The organism is Ruegeria sp. K7, from assembly GCF_056531785.1.
The window spans coordinates 16,166-28,501 of record NZ_JBQFMJ010000026.1; the positions used below are offsets into that span (position 1 = coordinate 16,166).

Annotated in this window: 11 protein-coding genes; 6 read left to right on the forward strand and 5 right to left on the reverse strand. The window is 50.0% G+C overall.

Translation table 11 applies throughout. From position 1 onward, the window contains the following. Positions 1-526: 526 nt before the first annotated feature. Positions 527-2,044 (reverse strand): phospholipase D family protein, encoded by a 1,518-nt coding sequence (locus tag ACR0FE_RS22710; protein WP_480915428.1) that lies wholly within the window; start codon positions 2,042-2,044, stop codon positions 527-529. A 446-nt stretch (positions 2,045-2,490) separates the two neighbouring features. Between ACR0FE_RS22710 and ACR0FE_RS22715 the strand changes: the two genes are divergently transcribed. Further along, complete coding sequence (locus ACR0FE_RS22715; RefSeq protein ID WP_480441638.1) at positions 2,491-3,318, forward strand: hypothetical protein; 828 nt, start codon at positions 2,491-2,493, stop codon at positions 3,316-3,318. Positions 3,319-3,335: 17 nt separating this feature from the next. Further along, positions 3,336-4,079 carry a hypothetical protein gene (locus ACR0FE_RS22720; RefSeq protein WP_480915430.1) on the forward strand — a complete coding sequence of 248 codons (744 nt, stop codon included), beginning with the start codon at positions 3,336-3,338 and terminating at the stop codon, positions 4,077-4,079. 33 nt (positions 4,080-4,112) lie between these two features. On the opposite strand, the gene ACR0FE_RS22725 is transcribed toward ACR0FE_RS22720, so the two are convergent. From ACR0FE_RS22725 to ACR0FE_RS22735, 3 genes are all read right to left on the reverse strand, one after another. Next, positions 4,113-4,856 (reverse strand): HupE/UreJ family protein, encoded by a 744-nt coding sequence (locus ACR0FE_RS22725; protein ID WP_480915431.1) that lies wholly within the window; start codon positions 4,854-4,856, stop codon positions 4,113-4,115. Between the two features lie 259 nt (positions 4,857-5,115). Continuing rightward, positions 5,116-6,009 (reverse strand): peptidyl-prolyl cis-trans isomerase, encoded by an 894-nt coding sequence (locus ACR0FE_RS22730; RefSeq protein WP_480915433.1) that lies wholly within the window; start codon positions 6,007-6,009, stop codon positions 5,116-5,118. A gap of 108 nt (positions 6,010-6,117) precedes the next feature. Beyond that, positions 6,118-7,392 (reverse strand): arginase family protein, encoded by a 1,275-nt coding sequence (locus ACR0FE_RS22735; RefSeq protein ID WP_480915435.1) that lies wholly within the window; start codon positions 7,390-7,392, stop codon positions 6,118-6,120. 68 nt (positions 7,393-7,460) lie between these two features. Here ACR0FE_RS22735 and ACR0FE_RS22740 point away from each other — a divergent pair, with 68 nt between their 5' ends. Beyond that, positions 7,461-8,555: a helix-turn-helix domain-containing protein gene (locus ACR0FE_RS22740; RefSeq protein ID WP_480915437.1), complete on the forward strand. Its 1,095-nt coding sequence runs from the start codon at positions 7,461-7,463 to the stop codon at positions 8,553-8,555. On the opposite strand, the gene ACR0FE_RS22745 is transcribed toward ACR0FE_RS22740, so the two are convergent. Further along, on the reverse strand, positions 8,552-9,487 hold the full coding sequence (locus ACR0FE_RS22745) for a helix-turn-helix domain-containing protein (protein ID WP_480915439.1): 936 nt from the start codon (positions 9,485-9,487) through the stop codon (positions 8,552-8,554). The genes ACR0FE_RS22740 and ACR0FE_RS22745 overlap by 4 nt on opposite strands. Before the next feature lie 160 nt (positions 9,488-9,647). Between ACR0FE_RS22745 and ACR0FE_RS22750 the strand changes: the two genes are divergently transcribed. The 3 genes from ACR0FE_RS22750 to ACR0FE_RS22760 form a co-directional block, all read left to right on the forward strand. After that, positions 9,648-10,919, forward strand: a complete 1,272-nt coding sequence (locus ACR0FE_RS22750; protein ID WP_480915440.1) for an arginase family protein — start codon at positions 9,648-9,650, stop codon at positions 10,917-10,919. 209 nt (positions 10,920-11,128) lie between these two features. Continuing rightward, on the forward strand, positions 11,129-11,446 hold the full coding sequence (locus ACR0FE_RS22755; protein ID WP_480441622.1) for a hypothetical protein: 318 nt from the start codon (positions 11,129-11,131) through the stop codon (positions 11,444-11,446). 1 nt (position 11,447) lies between these two features. Continuing rightward, the coding region (locus ACR0FE_RS22760; protein WP_480915442.1) for a cation efflux transmembrane domain-containing protein at positions 11,448-12,336 on the forward strand (889 nt) is incomplete at its 3' end.

Below are 12,336 nucleotides of genomic sequence, written 5' to 3' on the forward strand. Positions count from 1 at the left end.
GTGGAAGTTAAAATGGCTCAGGACTTGTTGTTGCCCGTCGGCTAGCACGATTCACGTCAGAAATTACAAGCCGTGGCGATGCTTGAGTTTTGTTTGATCGAAGAGAAAATTGCTCGCTCGAACCCTAAAACCAGAGATTCCATTGCAAGCGTCAAGTTGATGATCAACGTGTATGGAGCGGTATTATCTGCATCAGTCACAATGGGTTTAGGTTAAGGGGCGCACCTACGAAATATGAGGCACACATGACACAGTGAAACCGTTGGAAGCGATGACGCGAGTAGAGCCTCGTTGCCGATATGATTTGATACCAAATGCGAGTTACGGACAGTGATGAACGACACAAAGGGGCTTATTTTAGTGTTGTTATAAGCTTTTTTTGGCTGGGTCTGTGCCAGCTGGCAATTTTTATAATCTCATGGCACCGATAGATACGCTTTTTCCAAGAAAAAGATGTTAGTGGTGCTACGTCCTACATCGCGAAGTCTTGGGGTTTCTTAGCGCTGAAGGTCTGTGAAAACCCACTTCACAACTGGCGTTCAATTGGCAGCCAACCGGAAATCTTGGCGATCAGTTTGCGCCAAAACCTAGCTGATGGCTCTTTCGATATCGGCGCGTTCGTTTCAGTATTCGCATATACCCATTGGAGCTTTCCTGAGTCGTTGAGCGTTACCGAATAAGAGTATAGTGGCAATGCCGCATCCAATTGAGCTTTGATCCGTTTCGCTAGGCTAGAGCTACGTACCAGCATTGCGATTTCAGAGTTCTGTCGGATGGACCTAGGGTCGACATTTGCAGAACCCACAAAAACATAAGCGTCATCAATCAAGGCGATTTTGGTGTGTAGGGTCAAAGGCGTTTCGACGCCTTCCTTCGAAGGCGGTACGCTGGCGCGTACCTCAATAAAGTTGACTCCGGCGCGCAACAGTCGCTTACGATAGCGCGCATAATGACCATGAGTGTACGGATGATTGGTCGAGGCAAGAGAGTTAGTCACGACCGAAACGTCAATTCCTTTTCTGACCAGTTGCTCAAAATACGCCGCACCGTAGTCTTCTGGAATAAAGTACGGCGTAACAACAATTACGCTTTTTTTAGCGCGTCCGAGACTATTAAAAAATGCGTTTCCTACAGCAAATGGTCCGGTGCCAGCAGGAGTGCGAAGCTTCTCAATGTCATCCACCACGATATTTGCGCGGCCATAGTAAACAGGAACTTGACCACTCTCGAGCCATCTTATGTAATCAGATGCCAGGGCTCGGTCGTAAATCGCGACTTCCTCGTCGAGAGCGCGCTTTTGAAACTGTTCATACGCCTCGCTCAAGGGAACAATGTCGCCATCGTCTATGGCGTCAAAAGGCAGGGACCAAGCATCATTCCAATACGCATCAAAGGTGTTTGACAAGACATGAACAGGCTTTCCGGCCACAAAGAGATCGAAGTCGGCAAAGTCGTAATTTGTTCCAATACTAAAGTATTCATCAGCAATGTTTCTGCCGCCTAAAATTGCATAGCTGCCGTCTGTGATCGTGACTTTGTTGTGCATGCGGCGATTCACTCGGGTAAAATCCAACAGGAAATTGACAGCCACACTGCTATTTCGGGATAGCGGGTTGAAAACGCGAATTTCCACGTTCGGGTGGGCATTCAGTGTCGCGATCTGATCATCACGTGCCGTCGTGAAAACGTCGTCGAACAACAGCCTGATTTTCACGCCTCGCTCTGCTGCGGAATACAGGGCGAGCCACATCAGCGAACCGGCCAAGTCCGGTTTGATCAGAAACGTCTGTATGTCAATTGAACTTTCCGCCGTTTCGATCATTCTCAGTCGCGCCCCGAGCGCGTCATTGCCGTCGAACAAGGGCAGCATTGCCAATAGTTGGCCATCGTGACCTGTAAGGTCAGACACTACACGTCCGGCACGAGTCCCATCGGCGGGGATAGCCCGTGAGCTTTCCTTAGGAGAGTCAAATGGCACGTGGGTGCAGCCGTTAATGAACAGAAGAAAACCACATACCAAAATAAGCTTTTCAATGGTCCTCATTGGCTCTCCGGTTCGGCAAAAGCTGATCCCGTCGCCCGTCCAATATGAATATGCCATTCTTCGAACGCAACTGAACTCTAAGTCCAGCACCCTAGGTTCTTTAAGCTAATCAACTGATTAAGGATAAGGTAAGAAATCGGCTTGTCAATCGCCACACCGGCAGTGTGCCGGGCAATAAGCCTGGGTTCCGTGATCTTTACAGGCATCCTATTCTGAACAGTTTTTTGCTTTCAAGTTGGCATGCCACGCTGTTACCTGGTCTATGAAGTCGCTCTGATCGCATTTGCTTTTCAGACCCAAGTATTTGCTAAAGCTTCGAAATTCCTCGACTGCGTATAGGATTTACACTATTTTTCTAATATCAGATTTTCGCATACACTATCGGACGTCTTCGATTGTTATATTTGCTCATGTTTGCCAGAGTGAAGCGCTCCCTTCGGATAGTTTTGTCCATATCTCTGCTGTTTGGCATTCTTGCCGCATGCGAGCGCGACCGACCAAAACCAACAAGTGAATTGACCCCTCAAGCACTGCTTGCAGCCGCCGAAAATCGTAAAGGAATTGATCCCACCAAATACAAAGGCGACATCGAACTCCTTCTATCTAGCAAGGTGCCCATAGGCGAGGAATCGTTTGATATTGTGTTTTTCGCAGGTTTGAGCCCGGCGACAGAAACCCGTTTGCGGGCGAACGTCGTGGCGGACTTGAGGGCGATCCAAGCACGATTCCCAGAGCTAGCATCGGGGGTCTATGATGATAGTTGCTCACGAGAAGTATCAGTTAATATTTTAGAAACAGAGGCGATTGAAGATCACGTCGAATTGCGTGGAACTTTGTTTGTACGATTCTTTTCCTGCGATCAGAACTCCCCGGGCCAAGAGCGGGGCAATCCTTGGTTGACACAAGAAATTGATGCAAAGGCAAAAGTGGAAGCCTTCGTCGAAGACCAATGTGTAAGGTTTTCCGTGGTTGAGCTTGAACTCGACCCGCGTGGGTTTACTGGGGTTGTCGCAAGATTATTCGGTGTCATTGAGACTGCGCGCGCCGAAATCATCAAACAGGCAGAGATCTATTTTGACGGCAACCCAATCTGCCTAACAGTCCCGAAGGAATTGGAGCCGGTATCACCGCAGGCCACACTCGTCAAAGCGCTCGAAATTGGCGAAGGCGGCATCGGCGCCGAAATTCAGGGATTGATCGATACAGACGCGACGACACTTGTCAAACTGCTCAACGTGATGGAATTGAGCGACATTATCGAGGGGCAACAATGAGGCACGTGTGTTTTACGATGTTTCTGATCGGCGGCTTCGGTCTCACATCCCCTTCAACAGCACAAGTTGCCGAATTCGACATAAAGGACACTCTGGTCGTCGGCACAACGGAAATTGATTACGGTCTCAATGTCATTATGACTGCGGTTTCGCCAACACGAGTTGGCATTGAAGCCGTGCTTGACTTTAGTGATTTGCAAGCTCGTTTACCGGACATGTTTGCTGACGAACCAATTTCAGACACATGTGGAACCCGTACCGATCTCAGTGAGTTTGTTGTTGAGGCACAAGGTGAAATTATCTCTCTAAGAGGAAAACTGGATACTCAGTTCTTTGATTGCACCAAGACAAACGAAAACGTCTTTGTACGCGGTAAACCGATGGACAGATGGATTTTCGACTTTTCAGCTTCAGCTACGGCCCGGTTTAGCGAAAAGTGCGTAACCTACGAAATAGTAGACGCAGCCGTTCAACCCCTTGAGCATTTGCGGGATATTGAGAGCTTCGTTGAAGATGTCGAAGCGCTGCGTTCCATCCTGCTGGAAGTCGCTGGACGCTTTTTGAGCGAACGGCCGTTTTGCCCTGCATTTCCTGAAGAATTTGAACCTTTGGACCCAGTTTATGAAACCGGCGGACCACGTGAAATAGGAGATGGTGGACTGGGCGCTTTCCTAAGAGGATCAATCGACACCAGCACCGCAACAATCATCGGAATACTACGCGTATTACAAGAGGAAGAAGTAATACCGGGCCCTCCGTGAGTTTTTTAAGCCAAGTAGACGCCTTCAAACTGCCTAAACAAAAATTGAGTAAGTCCGCTCTATCATCCAGTATGTTGCGATTGTTCCAATACCATATACGAGGATCAATTGAGCGCTTGTCTCCCATCGTTGTGCAGCTGGTATTTGCAAGAACGCCCATCCTACGACCAATGCTGCAGCAACAAAGATTAACTGACCAAGCTCGACGCCAACGTTGAAGAAAAGAAGCGCAATCGGAATCTCAGATGGCGGCAGTCCGATTTCGGCCAAGGCTCCAGCAAATCCGAGCCCATGCAATAGTCCAAACGCAAATGCCACAACCCAAGGCGCTCTTGCCGCCATAGATAAACGACCGCGGGACTTCCAGACGATCTCAGACGCCAGGAAAACGATCGAAAGTGCAATTGCCGCCTCTACAGGCGCAGACGGTAGCGAAACAAATCCCAGCGTGGCCAAACCCAGTGTTATCGAATGAGCTACTGTAAACGCAGTTATTGTTTTGATCAGCATCCACCAGCCTTCTACAAGAAACAGCAAAGCCAGCACGAACAGCAAGTGATCCAAACCCTCCAAAATGTGTTCAATTCCCAGAACGGTGTAGCGCTTAGCCGCGCGTGATGCAGATCCCGAACCAGCCAGCCATTCGTCCAGGTTGACTTCGATAGTCGTCCCCTCTCGTTTAACCAAACGCGTGACAGGTTCCTGACCAAACCAACGAACCGTCAACAGAGCCCCTTCGCGGTTCCACGGAAGCACCAGGTGATCTTCGGATGTCATGGGGGTGGCACAGGTGAAGGTAAATGTGACCGAATAAGATCCCCTTTCACCATTCGGGCTCCCCCCAAACTCACACTGCTCAGGCAAATCAGGTGACAATATCGCAGCTGACAATCTACTAGGTACTTTTGAGACTAGTCTGTATTCGCCGGGAGCCGTTTCAATCAGTTCCGCGCGATCCAAGCCGAGTGTATGCGCATGAGAACCGATCCCTTGTAGCGCTATTAGCGTCGCAGTCCACGCAGAGATGAGGAATAACCTAATCAACGTCTTTGGCCTTTTGCAGCGGCGCTATCTCGATCTTGTAGTCGCCTTCTACAGATTCCAGTTCTTTCTCCATCAACTCACGGGATTTGTCCGTCATCCACCGGGTGGCAACCCAATCTTGAGCCTGCTCAAACTCAGGCAACTGAGCGGGGTTTTCCTTGAGAACCCTGAGGAAGTGAATCGTCCCAGTCTGGGATGGGAACGGTCCTTGCCAATCGTCGTTCTTGTCAATGGCCGCCAAAACCTCTTTTGCCGTTTCGCCGCCGAACGCCTGCACAAGGCGTTTCTGGTCCATGTATCTCAGTGTATTTCCAAAGGTGATGTCGACGTCACCGAGGGATGTGGGATCTGCGCCTTCGTTCAACTCTTCCAGAAGGTTAGGTGGAACTTCGCTGATCGAATTAAACATCACATGTTCAAGGTCATAACTGGGAGGGCTCAGAAACTTCTCTTGGTTGCTGTCAAAGTATTCTTTGAGTTCCGCTTCTGTCGGCTCTGGCAAGTCTCCGGCAATGAAAAACCGCATGTTTTGAAGAAGTAATGCACGAATACGGGATCCGTCAGAAAAACCTCGCTTCACTGCCTCTCGGACCAGGATCTCTTCCTCAACGAAGTTTCTGACTAGGTCCTGTTTTTCTGCTTCACTTAGCGGGCGCAAAAGCAATTCCGACTCTTGGTCGAAAAGGTATTCCTGCGTCACTGCATCCACCACGATCAGATCTCGATGGTCCTTTGCAAAAAGCGCCTGCGCGATGAACAAAAGTGCTGCGAGGACGAGAAACTGAAACAACGGCTCTCTGACGAGATGAAAGAGAAATGAGTGCGGCGTACCACTGTCGTTACCGGCAGGTCTTCCCGAGGGATGGTCTGAAGTACTGATGGACATTTCTGAACCTATGTTACCGCACCGAAAAAAGACACCTCAATTCAAGGCGCCTTTTCCGAAAAAGGCAACTCTTTGGAATGCAACGCATCATTCGCCCAGTTCATTACCTTACTTGCTGTTATCCTCGAGCATTGCAGGATGAACATAGTTTGGATCAGTGATACCCTCTTTGCGAGCGGCCATCGCGGCCAGGGTATGTCGCTGCAAACGGCTTATAACGTTGCCTGTGGAGCGACGGCGGTCGTCCAAAAGCGGAGAATACTCAACCCAATCGATCAACAGTATCTCGTTTTGAAGAGCCAGCTTTCGAAGAATCTGCATGAATTGTAGCGTGGTAAAGCCACCTATTTCAGGGTTTGATACACCCGGCGCCAACGAGCCGTCCAGAACATCCATATCGATTGAGATATACAGCCGGCGTCCTTCGAGTTCTGAGATCAGTTCGTCGACAGTTGCATCAAATCCATTTTTTTCAAACTTCGGCATGAAGTAGTAGTTGGTCTGATTGTTGAACATCCAGTCCATTCTCTCGACGCTCTCGTACGCACCGCGAAGGCCGATGTGGAAAATCTGATCTCCGGTGGTCCACCCTTGCTCGTGCGCGAAACGGAGGGCTGCACCCCCATGGGTGAACATTCCAAGTCGCCCATCAGGCGGTGCAAGGTCGGTATGGGCGTCAAAATGGACTGTTGTAAAACTCTGCGGACCGTAGTGATCAATCAGCGCCATTAGTGACGCGACCTGGGTGCCATGGTCTCCACCTATTACGAAGGGTATCGCACCGCCATCGAGGATTTCCTTAAACACACCAGCCTGATCCGCAAAGTTCTGCATCATTAAAGATGGGTGGGCGTTGGCGTTTCCATAGTCCACAACGTTCAGGATATCGAAGTACTGGTTGTTGAACCACATATCATGCCCCGACTGGGCAAAATCATAGTTGTGGTTTACGCGCATATAATTCGCTGCCCAGCCGTTGCCGTCAGCTGGATTAAACTGGCTCGGCGCCCCAACAATAGCCACGTCAACCTCTCCGGTAATCAGATCTTCAGTTGTCAAAGCGATCGGCAAACCGAAATACGTGGGAAATGCGTGCTTGGTCGGCACGACGTAGTAGCGCTGTAAATCAATTGGACCGGGTTCCCGCGGAGGGTTATCACCTACCATATCCTTGCGCAGATAGTATTTGTTCCAGCCAGGATCGAGGATTTGAACATTTGGATTGCTTGGATCTCTCCACGGCTGCATCGAAGATGGGAACCCATCAACTAAAGGATCAGCGGAAAAATCTGGTGCGGGATTGTCTTGTGCGTATCCCACTCCAGCTAGTGTTGCTGCGAGCAGAGCGGACCATTTGAACAATACTGGTAAGCGACGCGCCACTTTCTAATCCTCTCATTTTAAGACCAAATTTAACTTGACTACGGAGAGGATATTTTCTCAGGCTATTGATGACTGTGCAAAAAGTGCAAGTAGCACACATCTTTGCAATCGCCCGGCATGAGTTACGTGATCGGGTATTGGCATTCGACCTGTATACCCATCCCCGAGACTTTGGGTTTGTTGATAGAGGGGTAACTGCTTTGGCATTCGATCGTTTTTCAATTGATCTCGCAGATGAGGATACACTGGAAAACTTCTATCTTGAGCAAACCAATACAGACACCCGCTTTATGCAATTCACTTCTGGCCCCGCGATCCTGAGCGCCCGTAGCATCGATTTTGGCGACATCAGGCTCCTGCAAGTATCAGGGGAAGGCAAACATCTCTGGACCGACACTATGTTGGCGCGTGAGTGGCGATTTGCGATCATGGTTTCAGCAAATGGCAGCCCTCGGATAGGCCAGTCTGGCATTTCTAACACCACCGCCCATCTACTGAGGCCAGGTGAAACGGCGGAGTTGTTCACAAACGGCAGATACAAAACTCTGGAGATTACGTTCACGGAAGAACTTCCCAAAAAGCTCGGGTGGAATTGCCGTGGTGGTCAAATTACTGATGTGCCTGAAGACGTCGCAAGAAGCCTGGCGTCGATTGCGCAGGAAGGCTTTTCTGCGGCTCTCAATGACGACTCTGGAGATTGGTGTTTTAGCTCTCTCGCGGACACTCGGTCTAAACTCATCGATGCTTTAGAAGTTGCCCTTCAACCTTGGGCGTCGCCCAAACACCATGACAGTGATGTTCTGTCGCGTGGAGCACGGGCTGATTTGCTCCGCGATGCCCGTAGACTACTGCAGGACAAAGACAACAACCTACGTGTCAGTGTTGACGCTTTGGCTGAAGAAATTGGCGTGTCCAGGCGCAGTATTTTTCAAGCTTTCCAAAAAGCTTATGGGATTGGACCGAGGAGATTCCGAGAAGTCGTACGTTTGAACGGTCTTCGCGCAAGCTTGTATCGTAGCGAGCCGGACAACTCGTCTGTGACCCATCTAGCGAACGATCATGGCTTTTCAGAATTGGGGCGTATGGCAGGCAAATACCGGTCATTGTTCGGAGAACTTCCAAGCGAAACGCTTAAGCGACCTAGGCAGAGCTGGTTAAACTAGGAGCGCAACGTCTGGCTAGGGCTCTCTCCAAACTGTCGACGATACTTTCCGGCCATGCGCCCAAGATCCCCAAACCCAAGTTCGGTTGCCAGTTCAGTAACTGTATTTCCTTCAAGGCCGGTATTTTTCAACCGGGTTCGCAATTCTGCGAGGCGTCGTATTTCTATGTACCGCCTTGGCGTAATACCTAGCGACTGACGTAGCGAATAGAACAACGTGCGCCTCCCAACGCCCAATTCCCTTGAAATGGCGCTTAAGCCTGGCAACCCATCGCCAAACTCTACAAGAAGGCGATCAAAGTTCTTCAATACCGAATATCGCTTCGTGCATTCATTAAGTTCCGAACTCGAATTGGTACCTTTAGGTAACCAAGGGCACAACGCCCGCTCCAGAGCATCTAAAACCATCCCACGCACTTCTGCCATTAGTTCAGGCCTCAAATATTCACCGTTGGACACAGTGATCTTTCTTGCTTGGCGACACACAGTCTCGAGTTGTTGCAATCGCGTTCCTCGGATGCGTGCCAAAGGTGCTCCTGAAAAAGTCCAGCCAAGACTGTCTGCAATTTCTTTGGATACACCTATTTCCAGTGTTTCAACCGGCCCCAGAAACACATAGTCCATTTCCTGGCCGGGGCGAAACAGCATCGCGTCTTTAGGGCCAAGTTCGTGACCAAGCGATCTGACGCCGTCTTTTGCGTTCAGCACTATCCCAAAATGCACTCGACCATCGTCAGACATCTGGTCTTGCCACCTGCAATGAGCAATCCCCGAAGCCCAAAGCAGAGTGACGCCGTCTAGATCCACAACCTTGTATTTAAGTTTTGCAGGGCCTGCTGAGAATTGAGTATAGCCAGGCATCATCCCAGTTGCTTGGAACAGAAACTCCGAAATATCTTCGGCTTCATGCAGAAGAATACGCTGTATACCCATGCAGTTAATCTTTACGCGCGGCACTGTGTTCGGCAAGGGTTAATTCCGCAAAGATAGATTCAAAATGCACTAATTACGTAGCACCCTTGCTACCTGTCCGCCAAAATCACACGCAATCCAATGACAGAACCGGACTGCTTTGAATTTGAAAGGAAAGACGATGAATTACTACAAGTTGTTGTCCACAGCCGTGTTCACCGCGGTACTTGGAGCCATTCCTTTTGAAACTTCAGCGCAAATGCTCAAGGACATTGCTGCAGCTTCGCCAAATGAAAACATCGGTCCGATGCCTCACCAGATCCCTGACGACCCGACAAAGATGAATATCAAACAGGACAAGTCTACGGACATCTGGCGAGCAGAACGTGAACCATCCGGACGTCCTGCAGGACCAATGGACGTACAACGATACCAGCTGCAAATGGAACCTGTGGGTATCCAAACGTTCTTTAAGCTGCCCGTTGCTCTTGCACCCGAAGACTTACAGGCCGGCGAAATCGATGTTGCGATATTCGGCGCACCAACTGGAGCGCTTCCGCACTCCGCAGGCAATATGTGGGCGCCGGCCGAGGTGCGAACTACACGCGACTATGGCGGCTACGGTGACCCCAAATTCCCTTTAAGCTGGGTTGAATACGAGACCCTTCTCGCTCCATTCACAATCTTAAATGCGGTTGACTACGGCGATGCCGGACTAAATGCGTACAATCAATCTGCGACTTTAGAGGAAATACGTCGTATGACACGGGAGATTGCTTCCGTCGGCGCAATTCCCTTCATCGTTGGTGGGGACCACTCGGTTCCCAACGGCACTTTCCGCGGTATCGTTGATGTCTACGGAAAGAACAACGTTGCTTTCGTGCATTTTGATGTCCATCTCGACCGAGACGCTGGCATGGGCAAGTTTGGTGCCTATTACCATTCAGGCAGTTTTATGAATCGCGCTGTTCAGGAAGGTATGGTCGAAGGGCGCCATGTCATTCAGTATGGCATGTCTACACCGGTCTTTGGTCCAGAGGAGTGGGATCAGGTGGCCTCTGAAGGCGGGAAGGTTTATCACATCCACGAGATCAGGAGAGACGGCGTCGAAGAGACTTTTGAAAAAATATACAAAGACTTAGAAGACATAGATCTTGTTTACGTTTCCTTCGACATTGACACCTTTGACATGAGCTATGCACCCGGAACAGGCTCCTCATCGCCCATCGGTTCGCATCCCGAAGACCTTTTCCCCATGTTGCGCCAATTTGCGGCAACAAAAACCATCGTCGGCGTTGATTTCGTTGAGTTCAACCCCTTCTACGATAACCGCGGCCAACAAACCGCGCGGCTTGTTCGGCGAACCATGTTTCAGTTTCTAACCGGCATTGCGATGAAAAAAGACGGGATCGAACCGGACTATATTCACCCGCGCATCTCCGGAGAACCGTAAGAACAGTCTGGTTCTGGCGATCAGCGGTGCGCATTGCCCGAAAAGGCCTAGGGATTCCTTCAAAAAGAATGGTGGCGCGGCAATGCGCCAGAGCCAAGTGGCGACTGATAGTTAATGCCCGTTTTTTGCAAAACGACTCATCGCTTTTCTCTTGCTAAATTGAGCTCGCTGCGGAGGATTTTCTGCGTTTCGTGCATCAGGACCAATGTATGACAAGTTTACCAAAACTCACATCGGCGGATTCAGACGCCCCTGCTAAAGCCCACCCTAGTGCAATTTCTGAGTTACATCAGAATGTAGTTTTGAGTCCATCGGCTGAATCGGACAAGTTACCTATCGGAACAGATCTTCTAAACTTCGCTGGAACTGGCAACAAAAAAGCACCTGTCTATCCGCCAAAATTCTCAACCTGTATCACAGGACTACGTGCTGCTGAGGGGTATCGCGCCAGACCTTCAGAAACTGGACATAAAGGCTTGGCTCCTTCAAATATGGAAGAAGCAAGTCAAGCCAGTGGAAGCAACTAGAATGTCGGCTACGGCAATGAGTTTCGAAAGCTCCGCCCTGCGAGTTGGCATGGTGGGCAACCTTGCAATGGGTTTCGCTGGTGTCGTAGCTTCAGTTCTGTCGAACTCACAAGCGCTTCTTGTTGATGGGCTTTTCTCTCTTGTTGGCTTTTTTGCTGCTATTATAGCTGTTCGCGTAGGTAAACAGTCATTTGCGCAACCCGATGATGCAAGACCGCTTGGCTATGCTGCCGATGAAGCAGTTTTTACCACGTTCAGGTCCTTGTCCCTTCTGGGCCTCGTCGCATTCGCTCTCATTAATGCTGTTGCCAAAATTGCGGCATATATCGGTGGTACTGTACCTGCGCCCGTGAAGTACGAGGTCGTTGGTGTTTACACGGTTGCCATTTGTCTGATCTGCGCCGGGCTTTGGCTAAATCACCTACGCTGTTGGAAAAAAACAGGAAAAAATAGCGACATACTGAAGCTCGAAGCCCGGGCAGCGGCCTTTGACGGTGTTATCACCGGGACTGCTGGCTTGGGCTTCGGGCTTGTTTATCTTTTTCAATCTGGCCCATTGGCGTTCATTGCACCGGTCGGGGACTCAATCATTGTTATCGGTTTGTGCCTCATCGCATCGGGCACATACTGGTCCGACTTCAAAAGCAGTTTGGGTGAACTTGTGGGTGCCTCGGCCGGAGCAGAGATCGTCGAAAGTGCGCGTGCAATTGCTGAAGAACACTTCGCCTCAGAAGATATCGCGTTGGTTGACGTTGTTGTTTTGAAAGCGGGCCGCACCTACTCGGTCATTGTGTTTGTGAACCCGCGAGACACGATCTCAGGGAAGCAGGCTGACAATTTATCTGCTTCATTGAACGCGAAACTGAGTACGCAATTCGCACGAACCGAAG

Excerpts from the sequence above, each read along its gene's own strand:
- ACR0FE_RS22710 (WP_480915428.1), bottom strand. The coding sequence starts at position 2,044 with ATGAGGACCATTGAAAAGCTTATTTTGGTATGTGGTTTTCTTCTGTTC.
- ACR0FE_RS22720 (WP_480915430.1), top strand. The coding sequence starts at position 3,336 with ATGTTTCTGATCGGCGGCTTCGGTCTCACATCCCCTTCAACAGCACAA.
- ACR0FE_RS22725 (WP_480915431.1), bottom strand. The coding sequence starts at position 4,856 with ATGACATCCGAAGATCACCTGGTGCTTCCGTGGAACCGCGAAGGGGCT.
- ACR0FE_RS22730 (WP_480915433.1), bottom strand. The coding sequence starts at position 6,009 with ATGTCCATCAGTACTTCAGACCATCCCTCGGGAAGACCTGCCGGTAAC.
- ACR0FE_RS22740 (WP_480915437.1), top strand. The coding sequence starts at position 7,461 with ATGACTGTGCAAAAAGTGCAAGTAGCACACATCTTTGCAATCGCCCGG.
- ACR0FE_RS22745 (WP_480915439.1), bottom strand. The coding sequence starts at position 9,487 with ATGGGTATACAGCGTATTCTTCTGCATGAAGCCGAAGATATTTCGGAG.
- ACR0FE_RS22750 (WP_480915440.1), top strand. The coding sequence starts at position 9,648 with ATGAATTACTACAAGTTGTTGTCCACAGCCGTGTTCACCGCGGTACTT.
- ACR0FE_RS22755 (WP_480441622.1), top strand. The coding sequence starts at position 11,129 with ATGACAAGTTTACCAAAACTCACATCGGCGGATTCAGACGCCCCTGCT.